Source organism: Pseudoalteromonas sp. S554, from assembly GCF_005930865.1.
Taxonomy (GTDB): domain Bacteria; phylum Pseudomonadota; class Gammaproteobacteria; order Enterobacterales; family Alteromonadaceae; genus Pseudoalteromonas; species Pseudoalteromonas marina.
Map to the genome: position 1 here is coordinate 1 of NZ_PNDV01000167.1, position 631 is coordinate 631.

Genomic DNA, 631 nt, shown 5'->3' on the forward strand with positions numbered 1-631 from the left:
TAACCATTACTATATCATCTACCTCAACATTAAAGTGGTTAGCCAAATAGGTAATTACATCATTCGCTGAATGCCTTTTACTAACAAGCTTGCTTTCATTGTTTGATGTTGCAATATAACCTTTAATGCTTTCAATAAAGTCATCACTGCCTAGCACCGACAATAACTTTTTAGCACCATAAAAAGCGCTTACTTCTTCATTACACTCATATTCAACAAACTGTTTGTATGCAGCATACTTACGCTTTTTAGCTTGCAGCGAAAATATAAAATCTCGAACCAACCATTTAGGTGTCGCACCACTTTTAATAAAAGCTGAATAGCTAGACCATTTGTACTTAGCAAGGTCATCTACCAACGGGGTGCTCGTTTCAATTGGGTTACGATGAATATACCGGCTAACATGCAATAAGTAGTTATCAGCATCCACCAACACGGCTTTGTATCGGCCCCTGAACAGTGCACCATCTGTGTTATGTGTTCTATTAAAGTATTGAGTGTAAAGGCCGTTAATATGCTTCATGGCCTTGCCTAAATTAGCATCGGGAGTTTTTATTAGCAGATGGTAATGATTGGTCATCAAACAATACGAATGCACTTCAATATTAAAGCGAAGGCTTGCTTGCTCAAT

1 protein-coding gene is annotated in these 631 nt (G+C 37.7%); it reads right to left on the bottom strand.

Annotated features, from left to right (window positions below; all coding sequences use genetic code 11):
• The coding region (locus tag CWB65_RS19500; RefSeq protein WP_249365045.1) for a transposase at window positions 1-580 on the bottom strand (580 nt) is incomplete at its 3' end.
• Window positions 581-631 lie beyond the last annotated feature (51 nt).